The sequence below is a fragment of the Stutzerimonas stutzeri genome (genome assembly GCF_013522825.1).
GTDB classification, from domain to species: Bacteria; Pseudomonadota; Gammaproteobacteria; order Pseudomonadales; family Pseudomonadaceae; genus Stutzerimonas; species Stutzerimonas stutzeri_AK.
Genome location: NZ_JAAMQZ010000003.1, coordinates 105,421 through 131,386 on the forward strand (window position 1 = coordinate 105,421; position 25,966 = coordinate 131,386).

Below are 25,966 nucleotides of genomic sequence, written 5' to 3' on the forward strand. Positions count from 1 at the left end.
GCGAACAAAATACGCCGACAACCCCAACGCCCAAAGCCACACGCCGCCCAAACCCAGCCCGCAACCCGTAGCCTGGATTAGCCGAAGGCGTAATCCGGGTTTGCGAGGCATGTTTTCTCCTAAATGCCTGCCCCCACTAAAAATTTTCCATTCCGCGCTTGACAGTCAAAAGCCAAATCCGTCTAATAGCGCCCCGTTGCCCAGGTAGCTCAGTCGGTAGAGCAGGGGATTGAAAATCCCCGTGTCGGCGGTTCGATTCCGTCCCTGGGCACCACTCATTCTTTTCGAGTGGTGTCGAAACCACCCGAAATTCACAAGAAACCCGCCTAGTGCGGGTTTTTTGTTGCCTGCAATTCCTGCTCGCCGGAGCACTGCGGCCTTTCACCCCCGGCAAGGCAGCGTGCTCGGCTGCACAGCCAGTTCTGGACTAGGCTTGTGGCGGCTGATATGAAATAGCCAGTTGGCAGCCCTACTCCAATAACAATAAGCGTCAGCCATGGAGCGCAAAGCAGTGCGCAGATTTTTCTCGAGCTTATCGATCTGGCTGATGCTGGCCGCCGTGCCGGTGATGGCTGAGCAGTGGACATTCGTGACCGAGGACTTCCCACCCTTTACCCATCCTGCCGAAGATGTCGGCAGCCTGGAGGTCGGTGTGCTGGCGGGTGGGCCGCTGGTGGAAATCGTGCAAAGTGCCTGTGCGCGCCTCGACCGGGAATGCCCGATCATGCTGCACCCCTGGCAACGGGCGCTGCGGATGGCCGAACAGGGCGAGGCGGATGGCATTTTCACCGTGATTCGCTCCCCCGACCGCGAGCGCGCATTTCATATCAGCCGCATGCTGGTGATGTCGCGCTACAGCGTCTTCGCCCGTGACGACAGCAATTTCATTTTCTCTGACCCGGATGATCTGATGGGTCGGACGGTAGGGGTCTACGGACCGTCCGGCACATCCTGGGTGCTGTCCGAACACCTCAAGTCCATCGCCGACGTGCGCATCCACCTGACCCTGAACAACCGGCGCCTGTTGAACATGCTGCAGTCGGGGCGCTTCGGCAAGGAAGGGCTGGCAGTGGTCAATCAGGATGTGGCCTGGCATCTGATCGAGGATGAACAACTCGACGGCCTGCGCGAGGCAGGCGAGCTTGCAGTGGTTCACTACGGCATCGGCCTGTCGCGGAAGCGGATCAGCGAGGAGCAGTTCCAGGCGTTCGAACAGGCTCTGGATGCGGCCATTGCCGATGGCACCGTGCCGAGAATACTGCGCCGCTATCAGCTTGAAGCCGCTTATCCATAGGTTCGACTCGACTCTGCCGGATCAACGCTCGCCAAACTGCGCTGCCGCACTCCTGGTGAGTATTTGGCGACAAACAACCGTCTACTCTCTGAGCGGCGGCCTCACTTCATGCCTCATGACGCCGCCCCATTCACCAGCCAGAGACCAGACGCCCGATGGAATCCCAGAACAAGCTGCCCAAGGCCATCATTCTCTTTCCCGTTTTCATCCCTGCCGTAGTGGTCACGCTGCTGCTGGTGATCGGCACCATCAGCAACCCTGAACTGGCCGGCGAGCTGTTCAGCGAGACGCTGGCGTTCATCACCCGTTCGTTCGGCTGGTTCTACATGCTGGCGGTGGCCTTTTTCCTGGTCTTCATCGTCGGCATCGCGCTGACCAAGTGGGGCAACATCAAGCTCGGGCCGGACCATGCCGAGCCGCAGTACAGCTTTCCGGCCTGGTTCGCCATGCTGTTTTCCGCCGGCTACGGCATCGCGTTGCTGTTCTTCGGCGTAGCCGAGCCGGTGCTGCACTATTCGACGCCTCCGGTCGGCGCGCCGGAAACCGTGGATGCCGCCAAGCAGGCGATGCAGATCGCCTTTTTCCACTGGGGTTTCCATATCTGGGCGATCTACGGCCTGACCGGCCTGGCGCTGGCGTACTTCTCCTTCCGCCACGGCCTGCCACTGTCGATGCGCTCGGCGCTGTATCCGATCATCGGCGAGCGCATCCACGGCCCCATCGGACACGTAGTGGACGTATTCGCCATCCTCGGCACGCTGTTCGGCATCGCCACCACTCTGGGCCTGTCGGTCACCCAGATCAACGCCGGCCTGAACTACCTGTGGCCGCAGATTCCCGTCAGCACCACGGTGCAGATCATTTCCATCGTGGTGATCACCGCCCTGGCGACCTGCTCGGTGGTGGCCGGCATGGACAAGGGCATCAAGAACCTGTCGCTGCTGAACATGACGCTGGCGATCCTGCTGATGCTGTTCGTGTTCATCGTGGGGCCGACCATCTTCATTCTGGAAACCTTCCTGCAGAACACCGGCAGCTACCTGAACAACATCATCGAGCGCACCTTCAACCTGCAGGCCTACACGCGCAGCGACTGGATCGGCAACTGGACGCTGTTCATCTTCGGCTGGACCATCGCCTGGTCGCCGTTCGTGGGTCTGTTCATCGCCAAGATCAGCCGTGGCCGGACCATCCGCCAGTTCGTCTTCGGCGTGATGTTCGTGCCGACGATCTTCACCTTTCTCTGGTTCTCCATCTTCGGCGACACGGCGCTGCACCTGATCATGGTCGAGGGCTATACGGAGCTGATCGGCGAGGTGCAGAGCGACCATGCCATCGCACTGTTCAAGCTCTTCGAGCACCTGCCGCTGTCCTCCATCACCTCGTTCGTCGCAGTGGTGCTGATCGCCACCTTCTTCGTCACCTCCGCCGACTCCGGTGCGCTGGTGATCGACTCGCTGGCCGCTGGCGGCGTGGCACAGACGCCTGTCTGGCAACGGGTGTTCTGGGCGACCACGGCGGGCTTCGTCGCTATCGCCCTGTTGGTGGCCGGTGGCCTGAGTGCCTTGCAAACCATGGCGATCACCAGCGCGCTGCCGTTCGCCGTCATCATGATCATCGCGGCGCTGGGCATGTGGCGGGCACTGGTGATCGAGGGCCATCACGAAGTCAGCCTGCAGAACCACATGCACGGCAGCCGGCTGGCCAGCAATGCCGGGCCGGGCCTGTGGAAAAAGCGTCTGGCCGGACTGGTCAACTTCCCCAGCCGCGAAGAGGCGGAAAACTTCATCGCCACCAGCGTCATCAAGGGCATGCGCCGAGTACAGCGCGCCTTGACCGAACAGGGCTGGCCAGCTGAAGTGCATACCGACGAGCACAACTCGCGGGTTTATCTGGAAGTCATCAAGGAAAACCAGGTCGATTTCATCTACGAGATCCGTCTGGTCGGCTATGCCATGCCCTCCTTCGTGCTCACCGAGGACCCGGACACCAACGAACAGTATTACCGCGCCGAGGTCTTCCTGCGCCGTGGCGGTCAATCCTATGACGTCTACGGTTATGACCAGCAGGACATCATCAGTGACATTCTCGACCAGTTCGAGAAGTACCTGAACTTCCTGCATATCTCGCCCGGCAGCCTGCCGTGGAAGATGGAGGAGCACGATGAGATGCTCAACAACGAACCGGAAGTACCGAAGCCCGAAACCTGATACGGCCAAACCCTGCAAATTCATCTATATAGATAGGAGACGATCCGCCGCACCGCTGTCCGAGCCCTCGATCACGCAGTGACCAACCGGTCACGCTCATGACGGGGGCGTCGTGCTTGGCGCATGCCGCCGCCCATGCTAGGTTTGCGCCCCGCCAGGAAGGCGAGCAGTCAGCCGGAGCGCAATCAATACAGAATCAGGCCCGGCAAAGCGCAGGGTCTGAGAAGAGGAAGTTCAATGGCCGAGGCCATACCTGCACTGGAAATCCGCAACCTGCACAAGCGCTACGGCGAGCTGGAGGTTCTCAAGGGTATTTCGCTGACGGCGCGCGACGGTGACGTCATCTCCATTCTCGGCTCGTCCGGTTCGGGAAAGTCCACCTTCCTGCGCTGCATCAACCTGCTGGAAAACCCTCACGAGGGCGAGATCCTGGTCGCCGGCGAGCAACTCAGGCTCAAGCGCGCCAAAGACGGCGATCTGGTCGCGGCGGACGCAAAGCAGATCAACCGGATGCGCAGCAAACTCGGTTTCGTGTTCCAGAATTTCAACCTCTGGCCGCATATGAGCGTGCTCGACAACATCATCGAGGCGCCGCGCCGGGTACTCGGCCAGAGCAAGGCCGAGGCGACGGAAGTCGCCGAAGCGCTGCTGGCCAAGGTCGGCATCGCCGACAAGCGCCACGTCTATCCCAACCAGCTTTCCGGCGGCCAGCAACAGCGTGCGGCCATCGCCCGCACCCTGGCGATGCAGCCGAAGGTGATCCTGTTCGACGAGCCCACCTCGGCGCTGGACCCGGAAATGGTACAGGAAGTGCTTGCAGTGATTCGCTCGCTCGCCGAAGAGGGGCGCACCATGCTGCTGGTCACCCATGAGATGAATTTCGCCAAGCAGGTCTCCAGCGAAGTGGTTTTCCTCCACCAGGGTCTGGTCGAGGAGCAAGGAACGCCCGAGCAGGTATTTGACAACCCGCAATCGGCGCGCTGTAAACAGTTCATGTCCAGCCATCGTTAATGGAGCAACACCGCATGAAAAGCTATAAGAAGATACTGCTGACCGCCGCTGCATCCCTGATCATCGGCACCCAGGCATTCGCTGCGGAAAAACTGCGCATCGGCACCGAAGGCGCCTACCCGCCCTTCAACCTGATCGACGCCAGCGGCCAGGTCGTCGGCTTCGACCTGGATATCTCCCACGCCCTCTGCGCCAAGATGGAAGTGGAATGCGAAGTGGTGACCTCCGACTGGGACGGCATCATTCCGGCCCTGAACGCGCGCAAGTTCGACTTCCTCGCGGCCTCCATGTCGATCACCGAAGAGCGCAAGAACGCCGTCGATTTCACCGACCATTACTACACCAACAAACTGCAGTTCGTAGCGCCCAAGTCGGTGGACTTCAAGGCCGACAAGGGCTACCTCAAGGGCAAGGTGATCGGTGCCCAGCGCGCGACCATCGCCGGCACCTGGCTGGAAGACAACATGGATGGCGTGGTCGAGATCAACCTCTACGACACCCAGGAAAACGCCTATCTGGACCTGGCCACCGGTCGCGTCGATGGCATCCTCGCCGACACCTTCGTGCAGTGGGAATGGCTCAAGAGCGACGCCGGCAAGGACTTCGAGTTCAAGGGCGAGCCGGTATTCGACGATGACAAGATCGCCATCGCCGTGCGCAAGGGTAACGACCAACTGCGCGAGCGTCTGAACAAGGCACTGGCCGAAATCATCGCTGACGGCACCTACAAGCAGATCAACGACAAGTATTTCCCGTTCAGCATCTACTGATCCAACCGAACCGAAGCCCGGTCGCCACCTTTTCTGGCGGACCGGGCTTCGGTGTTTGAGCTTCTATGATTCCCGACCTTCACGGATTCGGTCCGGCGCTGCTCGCCGGCACCTGGATGACCATTCAACTGGCCCTGGCGTCGCTGGCACTGGGGCTGGTGCTCGGCCTGCTCGGCGCACTGGCCAAGACCTCACCTTACGTAGCCGTGCGCTGGATCGGCGGCACCTACTCGACCATCGTGCGCGGCGTCCCGGAGCTGATCTGGGTGCTGCTGATCTACTTCGGCACCATCAACCTGGTGCGCTGGATCGGCACTCTGGTGGGCATCGACGATCTCGCCCTGAGTCCCTTCGCCGCCGGCACCATCGCCCTGGGCCTGTGCTTCGGCGCCTATGCCACGGAAGTCTTCCGCGGCGCGCTGCTGGCGATCCCCAAGGGCCATCGCGAAGCCGGGCTGGCGCTGGGCCTGGGCAAGCCGCGAATCTTCCTGCGCCTGATCCTGCCGCAGATGTGGCGCCTGGCCCTGCCGGGGCTGGGCAACCTGTTCATGATCCTGATGAAGGACACCGCACTGGTCTCGGTGATCGGCCTGGAAGAAATCATGCGCCGCTCGCAGATCGCCGTAACCGCCAGCAAGGAGCCCTTCACCTTCTTCCTGGTCGCCGCCTTCATCTACCTCGGGCTGACGGTGATCGCCATGATCGCCATGCACTTCCTTGAAAAACGCGCTGGCCGCGGCTTCAGCAGGAGCGCCGCATGACCTGGGAAATCTTCATCAAGTGGCTGCCGAGCTTCCTCGACGGCGCCTGGCTGACGCTGCAACTGGTCGGTGTTTCGGTCATCGCCGGGCTGATCCTCGCCCTGCCGCTGGGCATTGCCCGCTCCTCGCGCCATCTCCCGGTGCGCGCACTGCCCTACGCCTATATCTTCTTCTTCCGTGGTACGCCGCTGCTGGTACAGCTGTTCCTGGTCTACTACGGACTGGCGCAGTTCGATGTGGTACGCCAGAGCGCGCTCTGGCCCTACCTGCGCGATCCCTACTGGTGCGCCATCATCACCATGACCATGCACACCGCCGCCTATATCGCCGAGATCATTCGTGGCGCGATCCAGAACGTGCCCGCCGGTGAAGTGGAAGCGGCCCGTGCGCTGGGCATGTCGCGCAGCCAGACGCTGTGGCACATCATCCTGCCACGCGCCACGCGCATCGGCCTGCCGGCCTACAGCAACGAAGTGATCCTGATGCTCAAGGCCAGCGCCCTGGCCAGCACCATCACCCTGCTGGAGCTGACCGGCATGGCGCGCAAGATCGCCGCGCGCACCTACCTGCATGAGGAAATGTTCCTCACCGCCGGCCTGATCTATCTGGTCATCGCCTTCGTCCTGATGCAGGGCTTCAAGCTGCTGGAGCGCTGGCTGCGGGTGGATGCCTGCCAGGGGCGCTAAGCCGCACGACCTGTAGGATGGATCACGCTTCACCGGGTGGCGCCCCACCGGGGCGTCCCATCGAACGGAGCCACGGTGGATGTAAAAAGCGACATCCACCCTACGATGAAATGCCGCCCTGCGACTGTTGTCAGAGACACATCGGAGCCAACACGAGATCACCCATGTCCGTTGATATCCAACGCATCCAGATGGACCAACTCGCCTGCTGGCGCATTCGCCGTGGCGACGACGAGCTGCTGGTCGCCGAACAGGGCGCACAGGTGCTCAGCTACCGCCAGGGCGATACGCCGCTCATCTGGCTCAGCGAGCAGGCGGCCTTCCAGCAAGGCCAGTCGGTACGCGGCGGCGTGCCAGTGTGCTGGCCCTGGTTCGGTGATCTGAAACGCAATCCCGAAGACGTGCAGGCGGCGTACCGGGGCGAGACCGAAGCACCCTTCCACGGCCTGGTACGGAGCCTGGACTGGCAATTGGAGCAGCAACGCTGCGAGGGCGACACCGGCATATTGGAATTCAGCTGTCCGCAGGCACTGGGTGCGCTGCCGGGCTGGCCACATCGGGTGGAACTGAAACTTCAGATTCGCCTGGACGAGCGCCTGCACATCAGCCTGACCAGCCGCAACCTAGACGATCAGCCCGTGGCCATCAGCCAGGCGCTGCACAGCTATTTCGCCATCGGCGATATCCATCAGGTATCGGTGCTAGGCCTGGATGGCAAGTGCTATATCGAAACCCTGGAAAACTGGCAGCAGCGCCAGCAGCAGGGCGATCCCAGGATCGAAGGCGAAACCGACCGTATCTACCTCGACCTGCCGCCCGAGCTGCACCTGCTGGACCCGGTCTGGAAGCGCCGCATCACCCTGCAAACCCACGGTTCAAGGTCGGCCATCCTGTGGAACCCCTGGACCACCAAGGCGCAGCGCCTCTCGCAATTCGCCGACGACGCCTGGCAGCGCATGCTCTGCATCGAAACCGCCAACGTCATGGATGACCGAATCCGTCTCGAAGCCGGTGCCAGCCATACCCTCGCGGTTTCCATCGGCAGCGAGTCTATCTAGGGAGTGTTTCAGTCTCTGTAGGGCCGAATTTATTCGGCCACCGGCGCGCGCAGATGTACGCAAGGCCGAACAAGTTCGGCCCTACGGATCTTTTCAAACTCTCTTCCAGTACGAAAAGACGGGCTCCGTAAACGGCGCCCGTTCTAAGCGCCCAGCAGTTTCAGCCGCTCTTCGAGCAATGCCGGAAACCGCTTGAACCAGGTCTGGTTCAGCGGCGACGGGTGCGGCAACGGATAGAGCCGGAAGCTGCGCGCCGCACCGTCCTCGGCCTGCAACTCGACCTCGATGGAGGCGCTGAAGCGGTCCTCGCGCTGCCAGAATTGCTCGAGTCGCTGGCGCACTGCCGCGGGCTGGTCGATGCCGAACCAGAGAAAGGCTTCGCGCCCCAGGGTGACGATCGCCTCGCCGTGCCAGCTTTCGACCAGCAACTGGCGCATCAGCGGATGAAAGCGACGCTTGACCTTCATCGACCAGGCCTTGTTGCCGATGGGCTTGTACGGCACGGTATTGATCCAGAAGAAGCGCGTGCCCAGCTCACGCCCAGCCTCGAAGTCGGGCATCGGCTCGCCGTGCAGGTGGCGATAAAGCGCCTTGCGTACGATCTGCCCGCCGCTGCCGATGAAAGGCTCGCCATGGCGAACTTCTTCCCGCCCCGGATCGCGACCGAAGAAGGCAATCGGCGCACCGGCATCGCCCAACCCGATGATCGGCTCCAGCGGGTCCTTGCCGAAGCGCCGGTACACTTCGAGATCGATACCTTCGGTCTGCGCGGCAAGCGTGCGAAAGGCCTGGCGTTGCTCTTCGTCGATCGGCATGGCGGCTGCTCCGGCAAGTCGGTTACAGGTCGTCTTCCTCGACCAGCTCCACCCGCTCGGCTGACAGCGCATAAGCGGCATCGGCCATATCGTTGCTGACCGGTTCGATGTCCAGGGTGCCGTCGACCCACAGTGGTGCGTAGATATCCTCCAGCGCTATCCCCTGCGGGTAGCGCACCAGCACGATCTGGTTCGGCGGCGGTGGCGGCACGTGAATGCAGGCGCCGGGATAGGGCACCAGGAAGAATTCGATGCTGCGCCCGCGACTGTCGCTTTCCAGCGGCACCGGATAACCGCCCAGGCGAATGCTCCTGCCATCGAGGGCGGGCACGGTCTTGGCCGAATACATCACCGCCGGGAGGCCCTCGCTCTGCTTCAGGCCGCCCTGGTCGCTGAAACCATCGGCCTCGGGCGAGTCGTGCTCGATTTCCGGCATGGCCTCCAGCGCCTGTCGATCCTCTTCCGGCATCAGTTCAAGCCAGTCCAGTTCGGCGGGCGCGGCCTGAATGGTCAGCGGCAGGGCAATCAGTAGAGACAGACAGAAACGACGCATGGAGCATGCACACTCGAAATAGGGGGCTAAGGATAGTCCGTAGGGCCGAATTCATTCGGCCACGGCTCAGCAGACCGAATGAATTCGCCCCCTACAACCTGCATCGGCAGAGGCCATGCAGGTCGCAGGATCGATTGGATGAAAGCGTAATCCGCCAGAGCGGTCGAGTCGACTGGGGTCCACTAGCGCTTGCGGCCAGTCACCATGCCATAGATCACCAGCAGAATGATCGCGCCGATCACCGCGCCGATAAAGCCTGCACCCTCTCCCGCCTCGTACAGCCCCAGCGCCTGCCCGCCGTAGCTGGCCAGCAGCGAGCCGCCGATACCCAGCAGGATGGTCATGATCCAGCCCATGCTGTCGTTGCCGGGTTTCAGGAAACGCGCGATAAGCCCCACGATGAGGCCGATGATAATGGTTCCGATGATGCCCATGGGCAGTCCCCCTCAAGTCCGAAAAAATGGCTGTTACCCTTCTTCGGACCGGGAGCGAGCCGGCCAGTTCGCGCCGGCGGCCCGGGAACAGGCCTGTCAGCCTCGCTCGATCAGTGTTTCCACGGCGGTGATCTGCCGGTCCAGGGTGGCGCGGTCCGGACAGCGCAGGGTGGCGTGGCCAACCTTGCGTCCGGCCTTGAACGCCTTGCCGTAATGATGCAGGTGGCAATCCTCGACGGCGATGACCTTGGCCACTGGCGGCACTTCGCCGATGAAATTCAGCATGGCGCTTTCGCCCAGCTTGGCGGTCGAGCCCAGCGGCAGGCCGGTAATGGCCCGCAGATGGTTCTCGAACTGGCTGCACTCGGCACCTTCGATGGTCCAGTGCCCGGAGTTGTGCACGCGCGGCGCGATTTCGTTGGCCTTGAGCCCGCCGTCGATCTCGAAGAATTCGAAGGCCAGCACGCCGACATAATCCAGCTTGGCCAGCACGCGGCTGGCGTAATCCTCGGCCAGCGCCTGCAGCGGATGGCTGCTACTGGCTACCGAGAGCCGCAGAATGCCATCCTCATGGGTGTTGTGCACCAGCGGGTAGAAGCAGGTCTGGCCATCACGAGCGCGCACGGCAATCAGCGAAACCTCGCCGGTGAAGGGCACGAAGCCCTCGAGAATGCAGGGCACGCTGCCCAGCTCGGCGAAGGCGTCGGTGACGTCATCCAGCTTGCGCAGCACCTTCTGTCCCTTGCCGTCGTAACCCAGGGTGCGGGTCTTGAGCACCGCCGGCAGACCGATACGGGCGGCGGCGGCATCCAGATCACCCTGCGACAGGACATCGGCGAACTCGGGAGTCGGAATGCCCAGCTCTTTGAGCATGGATTTCTCGAACCAGCGATCACGGGCGATGCGCAGTGCCTCGGCGCTGGGGAACACCGGCACGAACTGCGACAGGAAAGCTACCGTTTCAGCCGGTACGCTCTCGAACTCGAAGGTCACCAGATCCACTTCGTCGGCCAGCTGGCGCAGGTGATCCGGATCGCCGTAATCGGCCCGCAGATGCTCGCCCAGCGCGGCGGCACAGGCATCCGGCGCGGGATCGAGGAAAGCGAAGTTCATCCCCAGCGGCGTACCCGCCAGAGCCAGCATGCGACCCAGCTGGCCGCCACCGATTACGCCGATCTTCATTTACGCGTTCCTCGGGTCCGGGTTGTCGAGCACGGTTTGCGTCTGCTCATCGCGGAATTGCTTCAGCGCGGCGTGATATTCGGGGAATTCGTGGCCGATGATGCTGGCCGACAGCAATGCGGCGTTGACCGCGCCGGCCTTGCCGATGGCCAGCGTGGCAACCGGCACGCCTGCCGGCATCTGCACGATGGACAGCAGCGAATCGACGCCCGAAAGCATCGACGATTGCACCGGCACGCCCAGCACCGGCAGATGGGTCTTGGCTGCGCACATGCCCGGCAGATGCGCAGCGCCGCCAGCGCCGGCGATGATCACGCGCAGCCCGCGTTCTTGCGCCTGCTCGGCGTACTGGAACAGCAGGTCGGGCGTGCGGTGCGCGGACACCACGGTGACTTCATGGGGAATACCGAGCTTTTCCAGCATTTCGGCGGTGTGGCTGAGGGTGGACCAGTCGGACTTGGAGCCCATGATCACGCCTACCAGTGCGGTCATCGTCGTGCCTCTTCGTTGTGCGCCGCGCGGCGCTACAAAACCGACGAGCCACGCATCGGCAGCGTGGCTCGCATTCAGGGCAAACCAACGAACGCGCTGGTTTGAAGGCGCGGCATTATACCGGAAAGCCACGAAAGTCGCGCCTACAGCCTGGCAGGTGCATGGCAGACAGCTCCGCCGCAATGGCGCCAGCGCCGAACCACATCCAGGCTTGGTATGCTCACCGCGTACTGTGATCGGAGGTGCCGTGTTCTCATTGAAGCGCCAGGGCGATTTCCGCCTGCAATTGACTCGCACGCTGACCAAGCCAGGTCGGCATCGGGTCGAGCTATATCTGTTCACGCCCCATGAGACCACCTTCTCCACCCGCACCCTGACCGAGGAGCAGTTCTTTCACAGCGCCCTGGTCCATCGCTTCCGCCTGCTGGGCCTGCCGACCCAGGACCGGGCCAGCAAGCTGGACACCTCCTTTTCCCTGCTTTCGCCGCACTACGAAATCTTGCACGGCGCCTGGTTCTTCCAGTACCAGGCGTCCCTGGACCGTCTGCGTCAGCAGTTTCAGGGCAAGGCGAGCGCCGAGCCGCTGGCACGCGCCCTGCGCCTCAGCCAGAACTTCGCCCAGCGCCTGCGCAAGGCAGAGCCAAAGGGGAGCAAGCAATCACGCTATTTCCGCCAGTTGAACATCTACTTTTCCTGGCTGGCCGAGCAGTTCCTGCTGGAAAGCATGACTCTGGAAGGCTACGACGCGCTTGATGACGATCTGAAGCTGGCAGTGCAGGAATTCCTGCAGCAGGAGCGGCGCTACCGCGCCGAACGCGACTACCTCGGTGACTTCAAGGGCGCGCCGACCCGCGTGTGGAACCGCATGAGCCTCTATCTGCGGCTGCTGGAGTACCCGGTGGTGCTGCGCCAGAAGATCATCGAACTGGGCGCCGGCACCCGCAAGCTGGTGAAGGCGGCGTCCACCATGCTGATCATGTCGCTGTTCACCTATTTCCTGTTCAACGTGCGCGACGCCAGCCAGAAACTGTCCCTGGCGCTGCTGGTGGGTATCGCGCTCATCTATGCGGTGCGCGATCTGCTGCGCGATGACCTGATCGACACCGTCACTCGCTGGCTGCGCAAGGGCAAGCCGCGCTGGAAGCTGCGCCTGCTGATGCCCTACACCCAGAAATTGATGGCCCAGCAGTTGGTCTGGCTCGATTACCGCAGGCTCTCCGAACTGAGCAAAGCGGTGCGCGAACATTCCGGCAAATGGGCGACCAACGAGGAGCGGCAGATCATCTGCTACCGCTCACGGCTGCTGCTGGACAAGGCAGCCTTGTCTCAGGACGAAATTCAGGAGCGCCTGATTCTGGATTTCGGACCGCTGTCTGCGTTGATCCAGGCCAGTCATCAGCAGCTGTTCGAATGGAAGGAAGAAGAGAACCAGCCGGCAGTCGTTCAAGCCCACGCCATCGAAAAGCAGCACGACTACAATCTGCTGCTGGTGTGCCGGCAGCCGGGGCAGGAGGCGCCCATGGCGCAGCGCTGGACATTGCGACTGGGCACCGGCGGCATCGTGCGCTGCGAGAGCAAGTCGGTGACCTGGCCCGAGCCGCCGTCCCGACGGCGCTGGTGGCGACGCGGCTGAAGGCGCGGCACAAGCGTTCGCCAGAGGGATTTCCCTTCACTGGCATTGGCCCGAGGAAGGGTTAAAGCCTATGGTAACGGGCATCGCGGTCTTTACCGCCTGCCCTGAGTTGAGAAATCTCCATGTCCTCGGCTGCCTCCTTTCGTCTCGAAAAAGATCTGCTCGGCACCCTCGAAGTACCTGCCGAAGCCTATTACGGCATCCAGACCCTGCGTGCGGTGAACAACTTCCGGCTGTCCGGCGTGCCGCTCGCGCACTACCCCAAGCTGGTGGTGGCGCTGGCAATGGTCAAGCAGGCGGCAGCCGACGCCAACCGCGAGCTGGGCCACCTTGGCGAGAGCAAGCACACCGCCATCAGCCAGGCCTGCGCGCAGCTGATTCGTGGCGACTATCACGAACAGTTCGTGGTGGACATGATCCAGGGCGGCGCCGGCACCTCGACCAACATGAACACCAACGAGGTGATCGCCAACCTGGCGCTGGAATCCATGGGCCACGCCAGGGGCGAATACCGCTACCTGCACCCGAACAACGACGTGAACATGGCGCAGTCCACCAACGATGCCTACCCCACGGCGATCCGCCTGGGCCTGCTGCTCGGTCACGACACCCTGCTGGCCAGCCTCGACAGCCTGATCGGGGCCTTCGCCGCCAAGGGCAATGAGTTTGCTCACGTACTGAAGATGGGCCGCACTCAGCTGCAGGACGCCGTGCCGATGACCCTCGGCCAGGAGTTTCGCGCCTTCGCCACCACGCTCGGCGAGGACCTTGAACACTTGCGCCTGATCGCCTCGCAGTTGCTGGTGGAGGTGAACCTCGGCGGCACCGCCATCGGCACCGGCATCAATGCCGACCCCAACTATCAGGCACTGGCCGTGGCGCGCCTGGCCACCATCAGCGGCCAGCCGCTCAAGCCCGCCGTCGATCTGATCGAAGCCACATCGGACATGGGCGCCTTCGTCACCTTCTCCAGCGTCCTCAAGCGCCTGGCGGTGAAACTGTCGAAGATCTGCAACGACCTGCGCCTGCTCTCCAGCGGCCCGCGCACCGGCATCAACGAGATCAACCTGCCGCCGCGCCAGCCGGGCAGCTCGATCATGCCGGGCAAAGTCAACCCGGTTATACCCGAAGCGGTCAATCAGGTCGCCTTCGAGGTAATCGGTAACGACCTGGCGCTGACCATGGCCGCCGAGGCCGGCCAGCTGCAGCTCAACGTGATGGAGCCACTGATCGCCTACAAGCTGTTCGACTCCATCGGCCTGCTGCAGCGCGCCATGGACATGCTGCGCGAGCACTGCATCCATGGCATCACCGCCAATGAGGACCGCTGCCGCCAACTGATGGAAAACTCCATCGGCCTGATCACTGCCCTGAACCCCTACATCGGCTACGAGAACGCCACCCGCATCGCCGGCCTGGCGCTGCTCAGCGGTCGCGGCGTACTGGAGCTGGTGCGTGAGGAAAAGCTGCTGGACGATGCCACCCTGGACGACATCCTGCGCCCGGAAAACATGATCGCCCCGCGCCTGGTGCCGTTGCGTCAATGAACGACAGCAGGCCGCCCCGCGCCAAGCACAGCGGCCTCATCGCCCTAGAGCCGCCAGGCGCGCCGCAGCGCCTCGAGAGCCTGCTCGATCCGAGCCTCCGGCACGGCAGCGAACCCCAGCACCAGCCCCGCTCGATCATCCTCCGGGGTGGCGCTATCGGGTAGCCAGTAGCGGCTCAAAGCCGACATCTCTACACCAACCCGCTCAGCCGCAGCGATCAGCCCGCGCTCGCGAGCCAGGCCGTCCACCCGCACGCACAGATGCAGCCCAGCGTGCACCGGAGGTATCGGCGCACAGCCATCGATCGCGCTCGGCCAGCACGCCAGCAAGGTATCGCGCCGGGCTCGGGCAGCGCCGCGCATACGCCGGATATGTCGCTGGAAGTGCCCGGCAGCGATGAATTCGGCCATCACCGCCTGGGTGCCGATCTCCGGGTGGCGCATATCCAGCGCGCGGCGGCGGGCGAAGGCCTCAGCCAGAGCCGGCGGCAGGACCAGGTAGCCCAGGCGCAGCGCCGGGAAGGCGATTTTGCAGAAGGTGCCGACATACAGCACGCGGCCTTGTCGATCGAGCGCAGCGAGAGGGGCCAACGGCGTACCGCTATAGCGATACTCGCCATCGTAGTCGTCTTCGATGATCAGGCCGTCACTGCGTTGCGCCCATTCCAGCAGCTCCAGCCGCCGCGCCAGCGACAGTGTCACACCGGTCGGGTACTGATGCGACGGCGTCACGTAAACCAGCCTGCAGCCGTCGATCTGCGCCAGCTCGGCGGTATCCAGGCCTTCGCTGTCCACCGCCACCCCGCACAGCTGCGCCCCCGCGACCGCCAGCGCGTGTCCCGCGGCGCGGTAGCCAGGATTCTCCACCGCCACCCGCGCGCCGGGGCTGACCAGTAACTGCGCGCACAGGCTGATGGCCTGCTGTGCACCACTGGTGACCACGATCTGCTCAGGGGTGCAGTGCAGGCCGCGGCTGTTGCGCAGATAGGCGGCGATCAACTCACGCAGTTGCAGATCACCAGCCGGATCACCGTAACCCAGGCGCGCCGGCGACGGTTTGCGCCAGAAGCGTGCGGACAGGCGTGCCCAGATCTCGAACGGAAACAGGTCGAATGCCGGCACGCCGACTCGAAACGCTCTCGGCGGGCCGCTCAGTGGCGGTTGCAGATAATGCGTTTGCAGCAATTGCAGTGCGGCGCTGTGCCTGTTACCGGGTATCTGCACCTGAGCCGAAGAAGTTGCGGCTGTCTGCGCCGTCGCGCTCAACTCGGCGACATAGGTGCCGGCACCGACCCGCCCCTCGACATAGCCTTCGGCATACAGTTGATCGAAGGCTCGGGTCACGGTGTTGCGTGAAATACCCAGCAGGCGCGCCAGGTCACGACTGGCCGGCAGGCGCGTGCGACCTTGCAGACGTCCATCGAGGATACGTTCGCGCAGCGCCTGGTACAACTGGCGCGCCAGCCCCTGCTGCGGGTCCAGGCGGATGCCGGACAGGTCGACCGGCAATGGCGGAGCAGACGGGGCAGGCATGCAGATTGGCTCCATGAAAGTTACTGAAAATGGATCTTACAACAGGCCAATACTCTGCCTAGCATGGCTCCACAGCACCAGGAGCCTGCCCATGTACACGCCCAGCGCCTTTCGCCAGAACGACCTCGCCGCACTGCATCGGCAGATGCGCGCCTGTCGCCTGCCCACCCTGGTCAGCCACGGTACGAACGGCCTGCTCGCCAGTCATCTGCCGCTGCTGCTGGAGCCTGACGAAGGCCCTTGCGGCACGCTGTATGGCCACTTCGCCAGGGCCAACCCGCAATGGCGTGAGCTGGCCAAAGGCAGCCCCGTGCTGGTGATCTTCCAGGGCGCGGACGCCTATATCAGCCCATCCTGGTACGCCGCCAAGGCCGAGCACGGCAAGGTGGTGCCAACCTGGAACTACATCAGCGTGCAGGCCCAGGGCCGCGCCGAAGTGTTCGACGACGCCGAGCGCCTGCTGCAACTGGTCAGCCGCCTGAGTGAGCGGCACGAAGCCGGGCGCCCGCAGCCCTGGGCCGTGAGCGACGCACCCGGCGACTACATCACCGACATGCTGCGCGCCATCGTTGGCTTCGCCCTGCCCATCGAACGCCTGGACGGCAAATGGAAACTCGGACAGAACCGCAGCCAGGCCGACCAGGCGAGTGTGCGTGCGGGCCTGGCAGCCAGCCCCGAGCCCCGTGACCGCGAACTGGTCGCGTCTATCAATCACGATCACTTAGCCAAGGAAGCACCATGAGCATTGAAATCCGTCCCGTGAGCCCTGTCGATCACGCCGCCTGGCTACCGCTCTGGCAGAGTTATCTGGACTTTTACCAAAGCGAACTGCCCGTCGGAACCAGCGAAATGACCTGGCAGCGCTTTCTCGACCCGACCGAGCCCATGCATGCCGCGCTGGCTTGGCAGAGAAGGCGCGCCGTGGGCCTGGTGCATTTCATCTACCACCGCTCCTGCTGGACAGTGGGCGATTACTGCTACCTGCAGGATCTGTTCGTCGCCGACGGCCTGCGCGGCGGCGGCATCGGTCGCAGGCTGATCGAACACGTCTATGCGCAGGCCCGCGCCGCTGGTGCCTCGCGGGTACATTGGCTGACCCACGAAAGCAACAGCGACGCCATGCAGCTCTACGAGCGCATCGCCGACCGCTCGGGCTTTGTCCAGTACCGCAAACTGTTCTGAGCAGGAGCCGCACCATGCCCCAGCTAGCCCCAACCGACTGGCAGCCCGTGCCAAGCCCGTCCCGCGCCCCACTGATGGGGCAGTACGTGCAACTCGAACCACTGGCCCCTGCGCGACACGGCGAGGACCTCTGGAAGGCGCTGCAAGGGTCCGGCGACCCAGCACTGTGGGACTACCTGCCCTATGGCCCGTTCAACGAGCGCAGCGTATTCGATACCTGGCTGGGCGACTGCGCCACCAGCTCCGACCCGCTGTTCTTCGCCGTGATCGACCGGCGCCATCGGCGAGCGGTCGGGCTGCTGAGCTTTCTGCGCATCACACCGGCACACGGCTGCATCGAGATCGGTCACGTCATCTTCGGCCCTTCACTTCAGCGTAGCCCGGCCTCGACCGAGGCGGTCTTCCTGCTGGCCAGGCTTGCCCTGGGTGAGCTGGGCTACCGTCGCCTGGAATGGAAATGCAATGCCGACAACACCCGCTCCATGCGTGCCGCCACGCGCCTGGGCTTCAGCTACGAAGGGTTGTTTCGCCAGCACATGCTGGTCAAGGGACGCAACCGCGACACAGCCTGGTTCTCCATCCTCGATAGCGAATGGCCGGCCTGCAATCGGGCTTTCGAACGCTGGCTGGCAGCGGATAACTTCGATGCCGAGGGACGGCAGAAGCAGAGTCTGCAAACGCTGAGGGAGCAACCATGACGTAGCGGCGAGCCACTCGATCCCGAGCAGGGTCCGGCGAATCTCGGCAACGGCCTGTATCAGCGTTAAGCTGGCGCACCGAGCCATCAGACAGTGAGCCCCGCATGAGCTGTACGAAACTCCTGGTGCTTTACACCGGCGGCACCATCGGCATGCAGCAGAGCGCCGAGGGGCTGGCACCTGCCTCCGGTTTCGACAGCCGCATCCACGCCCGGCAGCAAGAGCAGTCGCTGGATTTGCCGGCCTGGCAGTTTCACGCACTGCTGCCGCCCATCGACAGCGCCAACATGAATCAGCAGCACTGGCTGGCCATGGCCGACGCCATCCGCCACGGCGTCGAGGCCGATGGCTGCGATGGCGTGCTGGTCCTGCACGGCACCGACACCCTGGCCTACAGCGCCGCGGCCCTGAGCTTTCTGCTGCTGGGGCTGCCGGTGCCGGTCCTGCTGACCGGCTCCATGCTGCCGGCGGGCGCGCCCGGCAGCGATGCCTGGGACAACCTGTTCGGCGCCATGCAGGCGCTGCAGACAGGTCTGACGCCCGGCGTACAGCTGTACTTCCACGGCAAGCTGATGCATGGCGCGCGGGTCAGCAAGCGGGGCACGGCAACCCTCGATGCCTTCGCCGTTGCGCCACGCCTGCGCCAGAGCGCGCGCGCCGAAGAGGTCCCGGCTGCCCTGGGCTATCGCCAGTCACGCCAGCCGGTCAACCTGGCCGTGCTGCCGTTGTATCCCGGCATCCGCGCCGCACAGGTGCAGGCGCTGCTCGACACGGGCGTGCAGGGATTGCTGCTCGAATGCTACGGCAGCGGCACCGGACCTGCCGAGGATGACGCGCTGCTGGCGGCCTTGCACAGCGCCCATCAGCGCGGCGTGGTGCTGGTCGCCATCAGTCAGTGCCCGCAGGGGCATGTAGAGTTCGGCCTCTATGCCGCCGGCAGCCAGCTGGCGAGTACCGGGCTGATTTCGGGCGGCGGCATGACCCGCGAAGCCGCGCTGGCCAAGCTGTTCGCCCTGCTCGGCGCGGGCCTGTCACAAGCCGAAGTGGAACACTGGTTTGCGCTGGATCTGTGCGGCGAGAACGCTGACTGAGCACTCGGCCTGTTGCCGTTTCATCGCGCCTGACCGTCCGCCCGTCGGGTCTGTGAAGCGTGACCCGACCTATGAACCCCAGGCATTTGTAGGTCGGATTAGCCGAAGGCGTAATCCGACGGCTTGAAGACATAAACCGACGATGACGGCGTGGCGCCTCAGCATTTATCCCCGGACAGCACCGGCAACACGATCCAGAAGCGGCTGCCAACGCCCGGCTCGCTCCAGACGCCGATATCGCCGTGCATCAGCCGGGCATATTCCAGGCACAGCGACAGCCCGATGCCAGCCCCCAGAATGCTGGAGTTTTCCCGGCCCAGACGCTGGAAGGGCTCGAACATCCGCGCCTGCTGGGCTTCGTCGATGCCCAGACCGCTGTCTTCGACGACCAGATGCACTTGGTCATTCTGCCGCTCGACAGCCAGCAGAACCCGTCCGTCCGGGGTGTTGTACTTGATGGCATTGGACAGCAGGTTGAGCAGTACCTGACGCAGCCGTCGCGGCTCGGCCAGCACCTGCACCGGCGCAGCCGGCAGATCGAACTCCAGATGCAAGCCCTGACGCCGCACATCGAGGGCGACCAGTTCGGCACATTCACGCACCAGCGCGATGACCTCGACCCGCTCCAGCTGCAATCGCGGAGGCTCGGCCTGCAGGCTCGACCAGTCGAGAATATCGCCCAGCAGTTGGTTGAGATGCCGGCTGGCCAGCAGGATTTCGTCGAGATAATCGGCAGCCTCCGGGTCGGCTTCCTCCGAGCAGTCCATGCGCATCAGTTGGGCAAAGCCGAGAATCGCATTGAGCGGCGTGCGCAGTTCATGACTGATGCCGGAGATCAGGTGAGTCTTGGCCTCGTTGGCGGTCTGGGCCTGTACAGTCGCCTGACGCAGGTCTTCCTCGACCCGCTTGAGCGCATCGATATCCACGTAGGTGCCGGCCACCAGCACGGCCTGCCCGGTCTGCGGGTCCCGCTCAAGCACACGACCACGGCTCAACAGCCAGTGGTAATCGCCCAGGGCGTCGGCAAAGCGAAATTCACTTTCGTAACGCAACGCGCCCCCGCGATGCATGCGCTCCAGCTCGGCGCGCATGCGCGGCAGGTCGGCGGGGTGAACACGCTGCAGAAACTGCGCCTCGCTGAGCCGCGACGAAGGCAACCCGAAGCGCGCCGGCAGGCGTCCGCGAAACTGCAGCGTGGCACTGCGCAGGTCGCTTTCCCAGAGGCTTTCGGTAGCGCTTTCCAGCACCAGCTCCAGATGTCGCTGCGCCTGCGAACGCTGTGCTTCGCTGAATTCCAGCTGGCTGCCGATGGCCTGGGTGTGGCGTGCCAGATCGTTCAGCTCGCGGATATCCGAGGCCGCCGGTTGCGGGCGCCAGTGGCCCAGGCCGATCTGCCCCATCATTTGCGAAATGCTGGCGATAGGTGCCAGCAGCGACTCGCTGAGGCGGCGCGCGCGCAGCCACATATAGGCGAAAAACGCTAGGTAGAACAGCACCAGCCCGGCGATCAGCAGATAGCCGATCTGCTGGTAGCGGCTGGCCAGGGCGTTGGTCTGGCTGAAGACCTGGGCTTCATCGACCACGGCCAGCAGATACCAGCCGGTGTGCTCAACTCGGGTCCAGGCGACGAGCTGCTGCTGGCCGCCGAGACTCAAGCGCTGCACACCTTCATCATCGGCGGCAACGGCCTGCGCCAGCTCGCGGGTTTGGGGCCGGCTGCCAAGGCGAAAATCCTCGGGCTTGAATACCTCGCGACGAATCGCTTCCTCGTAGGAGTGGTCGGTCAGTTCGTCGAGTCCGAAGTCCCGTTCACCGGCTTCGGGCAACACCATGATCTTGAGGTCGTGGCTGACCAGCATGGCATAGCCGTTCCACGGCAGGCGCAGGCTGGCTATCTGCTGCAACAGGCCGCTGACAGTGATGTCGATGCCATTGACACCTTCGAGGAAATCGCCGTTGTAGACCGGCGCGATGGCCGACATCATCCAGCCGTGCCCGGCTGGATCCAGGTAGACATCGGTCCAGACGACCTTGCGCATCGGGTTGTGCCAGGCGTTGGCCAGGTAATAGAAGTTGTAGCTGGGAATGTCCATGTCCGGCGGATACTGACCGGCAGTATCGAACCAGGGGTAGATGTGGTTGTAGCTGTCCCAGGTATTGAAATAGAGGCTGGCGATCAGCGGATTGCCGGCGTGCAGTTCCTTCATCAATGAATCGAGGCGTTGCAGCTGCCCGACCTTCTCCAGATCCTGCTGCACAGACGCGGTGGCCGCCGAATAGAAACTCGCCGCGCCGCCTTCGTCGCGCGGGCTGTAACGCACGCCACGACTGTCCAGATTCAGCAGCGCAGGCAAACCACCACCGGCCAGCAGCGCCTGCTGGGTGAGGTTGCGGTACAACTCGGTAGTGGTCGCGACCTGTTGCAACTGCTGGTCGATGATCCGCGCTTCCATATCCACCGATGCCTGCAGATCGGCCAGCGCCGTCTCGCGCAGATGCTCGATCTGCGCATCGCGGATGGCGTTGTTGGTCAGCAGATAGACGGCGATCAGCACCACCTCGACCAGCACCAGCGGGATCAGCGCACTGTGTACGAAGGCGCGCCAGATCCATTGGCGCATGCCAGCCGGTTTTTTTGCAGTCACCACAGCGCTCCCGCGATCACCTCATCCATGGCCTGCACGCAGCCCCCCAACGAACATGCCTCAGCGATTCGCCAGATCGATCAGCTCGCTGCGCCAGTCAACGCCGCGCGGCAGCGCCAGAAAGGACGGGTTGAGGTAGCTCTCACGCGCTTCGTAGGTCAGCGGTGCACCGCTGACGGCCAGCACTTCCCCACCGGCACCTTCAAGCACGCCCTGGGCGGCGGCGGTATCCCACTGAGAGGTCGGTGCCAGTCGCGGATAGCAGTCAGCGGCGCCTTCGGCCAATAGGCACAGCTTCAGCGAGCTGCCGACATTGGCCAGCTCCAGCTCGCCGAAACGCTGGCGCAGCCCGTCGAGCAGGCGCTCCTGCGCTGGGCTGGAATGGCGACGGCTGGCGACTACGGTAAAACCCTGCGCCGGACTGTGGCGCACCTGCAAGGGCTGCACGCCGCCCTCGGTATCGGCCATCCAGGCGCCGAACCCGGTGCCGCCATAGTAGCAGCGACCATTGGCCGGAATGCCCACCACGCCGAACAGCACCCGGCCCCGCTCGATCAGTGCGACATTGACGGTGAACTCTTCGCTGCCGGCGATGAACTCCTTGGTGCCGTCCAGCGGATCCACCAGCCACCAGCGCGTCCAGCCGGCGCGCTCGGCCAGGCTCAGCGCACAGTCTTCCTCGGACAGCACCGGAATGCTCGCATCCAGCGCTCGCAGGCCATCGGCCAGCAGGTGATGCGCCGCCAGGTCAGCCGCCGTGACCGGCGAGGCATCGGCCTTTTCATGCACCTGCACGCCGCTGCGCCAATACGGCAGGATGACGCGCCCCGCCGCTCGGACCAGATCGATCACCGGCGCCAGATAAGGATGGCTCACTGAACGAACTCCCCGCGCTGGGTCAGCAGATCACGCGCCAGATAGAGCGCGGCCAGTGCGCGGCCTTCGCTGAACTGCGGGTTCTGGATCAGGTTCGACAGCTCGCGCAGATCGACCCGGTCGACACGCATCGGCTCCGGCTCGTCGCCGGGCAGCCGCTCGGGATAGAGATCGCGGGCCAGCACCACCTGAATCCTCTGGCTCATGTAACCGGGCGACAGCGACAGTTCGGCGAGCAGCTCCAGCTGGTGCGCGCCGAAGCCGGCTTCTTCCTTGAGCTCGCGGTTGGCAGCGTCCAGTACGCTCTCGCCCGGTTCGATCAGGCCCTTGGGCAAGGAAAGCTCGTAGGTGTCGGTGCCGCCGCAATACTCCTCGATCAGCAGCGCCTGGCCGTCGGCATCGAGCGCGACGATCATCACCGCGCCATAGCCGGCGCCCTTGCCGACCAGCCGTTCGTAGGTGCGCTCGACACCATTGGAAAAACGCAGCTGCAGCTCCTCGACACGGAACAGGCGGCTGGTTGCGACGATCTCACGGGCAAGCACGGTAGGTTTCTGGCGCATGACAGGTTCCTTGAAACGCGATCCGCAATCATAACCCGGCTTGTCATAGGGCCTGTTGACGTTTCATCACATCCGCGCCGGAGCCTGTTTTAGCGCGAAGCAAGGCACGAGGAGCGAAGTTTGGTCGTTCCAAATAAGCGACGAGAAACGCTGCATCGCGCAAAAACAGGCCCGGCCCTCCGGGTTGCGCGGCAAATGTCGCCATGCGGCGTTGCGGGACTTGGCAAGGGAACCACCATTACCTGCGTCCCGCGCCTTGCCTGGCGGCATTTGGCGCAGCAACGCGGATTGTGCTGAAACATCAACAGGCCCTCACTGCGAACGCTTTGCATAGAACCGACCGCTGCCGCACCATTGCACCCTTGCCGAACCACAAGAGCCTGCCATGACCACTTCCCTGCCCTGGTCCGAAATCGATACCGTCCTGCTGGACATGGACGGCACCCTGCTGGACCTGCATTTCGATAATCACTTCTGGCTCGAATTCCTGCCCCGCCGCTATGCCGAGCTGCACGGCATCAGCCTCGCCATGGCCGAGCTGGAACTGGCCCCGCTGTTCAACGCGCATCAGGGCCAGTTGAGCTGGTATTGCCTGGACTTCTGGACGCGCGAACTGAACCTGCCGATCCGCGAGATGAAGCGCGAGATGGCCGACCTCATCGCCCTGCGCCCGGCAGCCGACCAGTTCCTCGCCGCGCTGCGCGAGGCCGGCAAGCGCGTGGTGCTGATCACCAATGCCCATCGCGATTCGCTGTCGCTGAAGCTCGAACGCATCGAGCTGGCGCCCTGGTTCGACCGCCTGATCAGCTCCCATGACTACGGCTTCCCCAAGGAACAGGCGCAGTTCTGGTATGCGCTGAAAACCGACCTGGAATTCGATCCGGCGCGCGCGCTGTTCATCGACGACAGCCTGCCGATACTGCGCAGCGCCCGCGACTTCGGCGTCACGCACCTGCGGGCGGTCAGCCAGCCGGACAGCCGGCGCGGGCAGAAAAATACCGAGGAATTCGCAGCCGTTGGCGATTACCTGGAGCTGATTCGCAGCCTGCAGGGCTATCCTGACTGAACAGTCGCACCCGCTTTACCAATCAATTGCCGAGTCTGCCCATGAATATTCCACGCCCTCCAGCCTTGTCCCCGAAACGCAATACCACGACACCCGTGGGCGCCAGCGGGCAATATCGTTTCCAGGCCATTGGCCAGACGCTGCCGGAAACCGTCGAGCTGGCCGAGGAATGCGCGCTGGCCATCGCCTACAACGGCATCAGCCAGGCGGTGATGATGGTGTCACCCGCCGACCTGGAGGATTTCGTGGTGGGCTTCAGCCTCGGCAGCGGCATCGTCGAGCGGGCCGGCGATATCTACGACATCCGCATCAGCGGCGCGGGCGAGGGCCGCCAGGCCGAGGTCGAGATTGCCAGCCGCGCCTTCTGGGCTCTCAAGCAGCAGCGCCGCCAGCTGCCCGGCAACGCCAGTTGCGGCCTGTGCGGGGTCGAGGCACTGGAACAGGCGCTGCCGCAGTTGCAGGCTTTGCCCGGCGCGCCGCTGCCACCGGCGCACTGGCTGGATGACCTGCGCCAGCGCATCAGCGAATTCCAGATACTCGGGCAGAGCTGCGGCGCGGTGCATGCCGCACTGTTCATGGACGCCCAGGGCGAGATTCGCCTGAGCCGGGAAGACATTGGCCGGCACAACGCATTGGACAAGCTGATCGGTGCCATCAACCGCATCGGCCTGGACATCGTCGGCGGCGTGGCGGTGGTCACCAGCCGCTGCAGTCTGGAACTGATCCACAAGGTCCAGCGCGCCGGCATTCAGACGCTGGTCAGCCTCTCGGCACCCACGGGCCTGGCGACGCGCTGGGCGCAGCGGCACAACCTCAACCTGATCCATATTCCCCATCGCAGTCCGCCACGGGTGTACAGCCCGCTGTCCGCTGTCGGCCTGCGATCAAGGCCCTGACTGCCGGGGCCAGACACCTTCCACGACCGCTTCGCCTTTCAAAAGTTCCTCATATAAATCAACAAGTTAATTAAAGCGAAGGGCATCACACCTTTCGTCCGCCAACGCTTGCACAAGCACCCGTCGACAGCCGAGGATCGCGCCGTCATTCCTTCTGAGGTTTCACCATGAAGTACTCCTCGATCCTGCTGTTGTCCGCCAGCCTGCTCGGCAGCAGCGCCTTTGCCGGAAGCAACACCGAAGCCGCCGTAGGTGGCGCGCTGGGAGGCGCGCTGGGTTCGGTGGTGGGCGAACATCTGGGCGGCTCCACGGGTGCAGCCATCGGTGCAGGCGTGGGCGGTGCAGCCGGCGGCATGGTCGGCGCCGACAAGCGCAGCCGTACGGAGGCGGCCATTGGCGGCGGACTGGGCGCCGCCGGTGGCAACGTGGTGGGCCAGCGCGTCGGCGGCAGCACCGGCGGGCTGATCGGCGCAGCAGTGGGCGGCGGTGCGGGCGGCGCGATAGGCAATGCCTACGGCGACGAGGATGACCACCGCTTCGACCGCCGCCGCGATGACCGCCGCTACTATGGTCCTCCCGGCAAGGCCAAGGGTCATTACAAGCACAAACATAGACACAAGCACGGCCACCGGCACTGAAGCGGGCATGGCGGCAACTGATCACACAGCCCCACCTTGTCCACCGCGCTATCTCGCTGGATCAGCGCGAACCGCAAAAAGCAGAAAGCCCGCCGAAGCGGGCTTTCTCTGACCATTCCAAATCCGTCTGAATTGCCTTCCTGGCGTGGCCGATCATCCATGATCCTGAGCGCGTCCTGCGCTGCAGAGATGGGCATAGATTAAGCCTCGTCCCGCAGCGGCTGAAGCAGCGATAAGCGCGACGGCGTGTAAGCCTTTCGCCATACCGACAGCGCCATCTTCCCGCACGGCCCATGGCCTTCCCAACTCATTGCTCACCGGACGCTCACGTTC

25 protein-coding genes and 1 tRNA gene are annotated in these 25,966 nt (G+C 63.8%); 17 read left to right on the forward strand and 9 right to left on the reverse strand.

All coding sequences use genetic code 11. The annotated features are described in order from the left end of the window. Positions 1-198: 198 nt before the first annotated feature. The 8 genes from G7020_RS03380 to G7020_RS03415 all read left to right on the forward strand — a co-directional run bounded on the left by G7020_RS03380 (position 199) and on the right by G7020_RS03415 (position 7,790). Positions 199-274 (forward strand) — tRNA-Phe (locus tag G7020_RS03380). Positions 275-496: 222 nt separating this feature from the next. Then, the gene (locus G7020_RS03385) at positions 497-1,294 is read left to right on the forward strand and encodes a transporter substrate-binding domain-containing protein (RefSeq protein ID WP_181082527.1); all 798 of its coding nucleotides are present in this window, start codon (positions 497-499) and stop codon (positions 1,292-1,294) included. 155 nt (positions 1,295-1,449) lie between these two features. Continuing rightward, complete coding sequence (locus G7020_RS03390) at positions 1,450-3,504, forward strand: BCCT family transporter (RefSeq protein WP_181082528.1); 2,055 nt, start codon at positions 1,450-1,452, stop codon at positions 3,502-3,504. Positions 3,505-3,741: 237 nt separating this feature from the next. Then, positions 3,742-4,515, forward strand: coding sequence for an ABC transporter ATP-binding protein (locus G7020_RS03395; RefSeq protein WP_181082529.1), 774 nt, complete (start codon positions 3,742-3,744; stop codon positions 4,513-4,515). Between the two features lie 14 nt (positions 4,516-4,529). Beyond that, entirely contained in the window at positions 4,530-5,285 is a 756-nt protein-coding gene (locus G7020_RS03400; RefSeq protein ID WP_181082530.1) for an ABC transporter substrate-binding protein, read from the forward strand. A gap of 65 nt (positions 5,286-5,350) precedes the next feature. After that, complete coding sequence (locus tag G7020_RS03405; RefSeq protein ID WP_181082531.1) at positions 5,351-6,046, forward strand: ABC transporter permease; 696 nt, start codon at positions 5,351-5,353, stop codon at positions 6,044-6,046. Continuing rightward, positions 6,043-6,732, forward strand: coding sequence for an ABC transporter permease (locus G7020_RS03410; protein ID WP_181082532.1), 690 nt, complete (start codon positions 6,043-6,045; stop codon positions 6,730-6,732). The genes G7020_RS03405 and G7020_RS03410 overlap by 4 nt, the downstream gene beginning before the upstream one ends. A 164-nt stretch (positions 6,733-6,896) precedes the next feature. Beyond that, on the forward strand, positions 6,897-7,790 hold the full coding sequence (locus G7020_RS03415) for a D-hexose-6-phosphate mutarotase (RefSeq protein ID WP_181082533.1): 894 nt from the start codon (positions 6,897-6,899) through the stop codon (positions 7,788-7,790). A gap of 143 nt (positions 7,791-7,933) precedes the next feature. Here the strand turns inward: G7020_RS03415 and G7020_RS03420 are convergent, their stop codons facing one another. The 5 genes from G7020_RS03420 to purE all read right to left on the reverse strand — a co-directional run bounded on the left by G7020_RS03420 (position 7,934) and on the right by purE (position 11,266). Next, positions 7,934-8,605 carry a uracil-DNA glycosylase family protein gene (locus G7020_RS03420; protein WP_181082534.1) on the reverse strand — a complete coding sequence of 224 codons (672 nt, stop codon included), beginning with the start codon at positions 8,603-8,605 and terminating at the stop codon, positions 7,934-7,936. A gap of 22 nt (positions 8,606-8,627) precedes the next feature. Further along, positions 8,628-9,158 (reverse strand): DUF3299 domain-containing protein, encoded by a 531-nt coding sequence (locus G7020_RS03425; protein ID WP_181082535.1) that lies wholly within the window; start codon positions 9,156-9,158, stop codon positions 8,628-8,630. Positions 9,159-9,340: 182 nt separating this feature from the next. After that, positions 9,341-9,592 (reverse strand): GlsB/YeaQ/YmgE family stress response membrane protein, encoded by a 252-nt coding sequence (locus tag G7020_RS03430; protein WP_181082536.1) that lies wholly within the window; start codon positions 9,590-9,592, stop codon positions 9,341-9,343. 96 nt (positions 9,593-9,688) lie between these two features. Then, complete coding sequence (locus tag G7020_RS03435) at positions 9,689-10,774, reverse strand: 5-(carboxyamino)imidazole ribonucleotide synthase (protein ID WP_181082537.1); 1,086 nt, start codon at positions 10,772-10,774, stop codon at positions 9,689-9,691. Beyond that, positions 10,775-11,266 (reverse strand): 5-(carboxyamino)imidazole ribonucleotide mutase, encoded by a 492-nt coding sequence (purE, locus tag G7020_RS03440; RefSeq protein WP_181082538.1) that lies wholly within the window; start codon positions 11,264-11,266, stop codon positions 10,775-10,777. 247 nt (positions 11,267-11,513) lie between these two features. Between purE and G7020_RS03445 the strand changes: the two genes are divergently transcribed. Both G7020_RS03445 and G7020_RS03450 read left to right on the forward strand, forming a co-directional pair. Then, complete coding sequence (locus G7020_RS03445; RefSeq protein WP_181082539.1) at positions 11,514-12,899, forward strand: hypothetical protein; 1,386 nt, start codon at positions 11,514-11,516, stop codon at positions 12,897-12,899. Between the two features lie 122 nt (positions 12,900-13,021). Beyond that, positions 13,022-14,446 (forward strand): aspartate ammonia-lyase, encoded by a 1,425-nt coding sequence (locus tag G7020_RS03450; protein ID WP_181082540.1) that lies wholly within the window; start codon positions 13,022-13,024, stop codon positions 14,444-14,446. A 44-nt stretch (positions 14,447-14,490) separates the two neighbouring features. On the opposite strand, the gene G7020_RS03455 is transcribed toward G7020_RS03450, so the two are convergent. Next, a complete protein-coding gene (locus tag G7020_RS03455) occupies positions 14,491-15,978 on the reverse strand; it encodes a PLP-dependent aminotransferase family protein (protein WP_181082541.1) in 1,488 nt (495 codons plus the stop codon). A gap of 91 nt (positions 15,979-16,069) precedes the next feature. On the opposite strand from G7020_RS03455, the gene G7020_RS03460 reads away from it, so the two are divergent. The 4 genes from G7020_RS03460 to G7020_RS03475 all read left to right on the forward strand — a co-directional run bounded on the left by G7020_RS03460 (position 16,070) and on the right by G7020_RS03475 (position 18,949). Continuing rightward, positions 16,070-16,720, forward strand: a complete 651-nt coding sequence (locus tag G7020_RS03460; RefSeq protein ID WP_181082542.1) for an FMN-binding negative transcriptional regulator — start codon at positions 16,070-16,072, stop codon at positions 16,718-16,720. Further along, positions 16,717-17,160 carry a GNAT family N-acetyltransferase gene (locus G7020_RS03465; protein ID WP_181082543.1) on the forward strand — a complete coding sequence of 148 codons (444 nt, stop codon included), beginning with the start codon at positions 16,717-16,719 and terminating at the stop codon, positions 17,158-17,160. The genes G7020_RS03460 and G7020_RS03465 overlap by 4 nt, the downstream gene beginning before the upstream one ends. Before the next feature lie 14 nt (positions 17,161-17,174). Further along, positions 17,175-17,858, forward strand: coding sequence for a GNAT family N-acetyltransferase (locus G7020_RS03470; protein ID WP_181082544.1), 684 nt, complete (start codon positions 17,175-17,177; stop codon positions 17,856-17,858). A 104-nt stretch (positions 17,859-17,962) separates the two neighbouring features. After that, positions 17,963-18,949, forward strand: a complete 987-nt coding sequence (locus tag G7020_RS03475; protein WP_181082545.1) for an asparaginase — start codon at positions 17,963-17,965, stop codon at positions 18,947-18,949. A gap of 158 nt (positions 18,950-19,107) precedes the next feature. On the opposite strand, the gene G7020_RS03480 is transcribed toward G7020_RS03475, so the two are convergent. Genes G7020_RS03480 through nudE form a run of 3 tightly spaced genes read right to left on the reverse strand, consistent with a single transcriptional unit; the run spans position 19,108 to position 23,033 of the window. After that, positions 19,108-21,594 (reverse strand): ATP-binding protein, encoded by a 2,487-nt coding sequence (locus G7020_RS03480; RefSeq protein WP_423835549.1) that lies wholly within the window; start codon positions 21,592-21,594, stop codon positions 19,108-19,110. A gap of 60 nt (positions 21,595-21,654) precedes the next feature. Continuing rightward, entirely contained in the window at positions 21,655-22,470 is an 816-nt protein-coding gene (cysQ, locus tag G7020_RS03485) for a 3'(2'),5'-bisphosphate nucleotidase CysQ (RefSeq protein ID WP_181082546.1), read from the reverse strand. Beyond that, positions 22,467-23,033, reverse strand: coding sequence for an ADP compounds hydrolase NudE (gene nudE, locus G7020_RS03490; protein WP_181082547.1), 567 nt, complete (start codon positions 23,031-23,033; stop codon positions 22,467-22,469). Before nudE ends, cysQ begins: the two co-directional genes overlap by 4 nt. Positions 23,034-23,418: 385 nt before the next feature. Between nudE and yrfG the strand changes: the two genes are divergently transcribed. The 3 genes from yrfG to G7020_RS03505 all read left to right on the forward strand — a co-directional run bounded on the left by yrfG (position 23,419) and on the right by G7020_RS03505 (position 25,633). Beyond that, positions 23,419-24,099: a GMP/IMP nucleotidase gene (gene yrfG / locus G7020_RS03495; protein ID WP_181082548.1), complete on the forward strand. Its 681-nt coding sequence runs from the start codon at positions 23,419-23,421 to the stop codon at positions 24,097-24,099. Between the two features lie 41 nt (positions 24,100-24,140). Continuing rightward, a complete protein-coding gene (gene fdhD / locus G7020_RS03500; protein WP_181082549.1) occupies positions 24,141-24,995 on the forward strand; it encodes a formate dehydrogenase accessory sulfurtransferase FdhD in 855 nt (284 codons plus the stop codon). Between the two features lie 167 nt (positions 24,996-25,162). Further along, positions 25,163-25,633, forward strand: a complete 471-nt coding sequence (locus G7020_RS03505) for a glycine zipper domain-containing protein (RefSeq protein ID WP_181082550.1) — start codon at positions 25,163-25,165, stop codon at positions 25,631-25,633. The last annotated feature ends 333 nt before the right edge of the window (positions 25,634-25,966 follow it).

Coding starts and splice junctions, on each gene's coding strand:
- G7020_RS03385 (WP_181082527.1), top strand. CDS start 497: ATGGAGCGCAAAGCAGTGCGCAGATTTTTCTCGAGCTTATCGATCTGG.
- G7020_RS03390 (WP_181082528.1), top strand. CDS start 1,450: ATGGAATCCCAGAACAAGCTGCCCAAGGCCATCATTCTCTTTCCCGTT.
- G7020_RS03395 (WP_181082529.1), top strand. CDS start 3,742: ATGGCCGAGGCCATACCTGCACTGGAAATCCGCAACCTGCACAAGCGC.
- G7020_RS03400 (WP_181082530.1), top strand. CDS start 4,530: ATGAAAAGCTATAAGAAGATACTGCTGACCGCCGCTGCATCCCTGATC.
- G7020_RS03405 (WP_181082531.1), top strand. CDS start 5,351: ATGATTCCCGACCTTCACGGATTCGGTCCGGCGCTGCTCGCCGGCACC.
- G7020_RS03410 (WP_181082532.1), top strand. CDS start 6,043: ATGACCTGGGAAATCTTCATCAAGTGGCTGCCGAGCTTCCTCGACGGC.
- G7020_RS03415 (WP_181082533.1), top strand. CDS start 6,897: ATGTCCGTTGATATCCAACGCATCCAGATGGACCAACTCGCCTGCTGG.
- G7020_RS03420 (WP_181082534.1), bottom strand. CDS start 8,605: ATGCCGATCGACGAAGAGCAACGCCAGGCCTTTCGCACGCTTGCCGCG.
- G7020_RS03425 (WP_181082535.1), bottom strand. CDS start 9,158: ATGCGTCGTTTCTGTCTGTCTCTACTGATTGCCCTGCCGCTGACCATT.
- G7020_RS03430 (WP_181082536.1), bottom strand. CDS start 9,592: ATGGGCATCATCGGAACCATTATCATCGGCCTCATCGTGGGGCTTATC.
- G7020_RS03435 (WP_181082537.1), bottom strand. CDS start 10,774: ATGAAGATCGGCGTAATCGGTGGCGGCCAGCTGGGTCGCATGCTGGCT.
- purE (WP_181082538.1), bottom strand. CDS start 11,266: ATGACCGCACTGGTAGGCGTGATCATGGGCTCCAAGTCCGACTGGTCC.
- G7020_RS03450 (WP_181082540.1), top strand. CDS start 13,022: ATGTCCTCGGCTGCCTCCTTTCGTCTCGAAAAAGATCTGCTCGGCACC.
- G7020_RS03455 (WP_181082541.1), bottom strand. CDS start 15,978: ATGCCTGCCCCGTCTGCTCCGCCATTGCCGGTCGACCTGTCCGGCATC.
- G7020_RS03460 (WP_181082542.1), top strand. CDS start 16,070: ATGTACACGCCCAGCGCCTTTCGCCAGAACGACCTCGCCGCACTGCAT.
- G7020_RS03465 (WP_181082543.1), top strand. CDS start 16,717: ATGAGCATTGAAATCCGTCCCGTGAGCCCTGTCGATCACGCCGCCTGG.
- G7020_RS03470 (WP_181082544.1), top strand. CDS start 17,175: ATGCCCCAGCTAGCCCCAACCGACTGGCAGCCCGTGCCAAGCCCGTCC.
- G7020_RS03475 (WP_181082545.1), top strand. CDS start 17,963: ATGAGCTGTACGAAACTCCTGGTGCTTTACACCGGCGGCACCATCGGC.
- nudE (WP_181082547.1), bottom strand. CDS start 23,033: ATGCGCCAGAAACCTACCGTGCTTGCCCGTGAGATCGTCGCAACCAGC.
- yrfG (WP_181082548.1), top strand. CDS start 23,419: ATGACCACTTCCCTGCCCTGGTCCGAAATCGATACCGTCCTGCTGGAC.
- fdhD (WP_181082549.1), top strand. CDS start 24,141: ATGAATATTCCACGCCCTCCAGCCTTGTCCCCGAAACGCAATACCACG.
- G7020_RS03505 (WP_181082550.1), top strand. CDS start 25,163: ATGAAGTACTCCTCGATCCTGCTGTTGTCCGCCAGCCTGCTCGGCAGC.